Genomic DNA, 597 nt, shown 5'->3' with positions numbered 1-597 from the left:
GTCGTAATGGTTTCAGTTCCTGCCTTACCTGGACGAGTTGGATCATCTTTCTTTTCCCCTTTAACAAGAGTTGGATCTGCTTCATACTCTGTTTCGATTGGAATAGCCTTTGTTTCAACGCTATCCTTAGCCGGAACTTTAACAATAATAGGTGTAGCTGCTTTAGTAACCATCTCTGAAACAGTTGCTACCGTAATATCGCCTGTCTTAGAATCAACTTTATAACTAGTCGTAACTGTTTTCAGTCCATCTTCGCTTGGAATAGTCGTAGGTTGACTTCCTCTTATATGTTCTGAATCCTTTTCATACCTCACTTCCGTGGAAGTTGTAGACTCAGTTGTTTCAGTCGGTTTTGTCCCAACTTTAACTACTTTCTTAACCATCTCAGTTGTTACTTCACTAGTCTTCTTATCTTCTACTGCCTTACCACCTTCGATTTTATAAGTAGTCGTAATGGTTTCAGTTCCTGCCTTACCTGGACGAGTTGGATCATCTTTCTTTTCCCCTTTAACAAGAGTTGGATCTGCTTCATACTCTGTTTCGATTGGAATAGCCTTTGTTTCAACGCTATCCTTAGCCGGAACTTTAACAATAATA

General features: G+C 39.7%; 1 protein-coding gene. It reads right to left on the bottom strand.

Annotated features, from left to right (window positions below; all coding sequences use genetic code 11):
• Positions 1 to 597, bottom strand: a 597-nt coding sequence (locus HT730_RS10605) for a G5 domain-containing protein (protein WP_240151485.1), incomplete at both ends; no start/stop codon positions are given.

The sequence above is a fragment of the Streptococcus sp. k-628 genome, assembly GCF_013277475.1.
Lineage (GTDB): Bacteria > Bacillota > Bacilli > Lactobacillales > Streptococcaceae > Streptococcus.
Note: the sequence above shows the minus strand (reverse complement) of the source record. Positions and strands in the feature narration are given on the sequence as shown.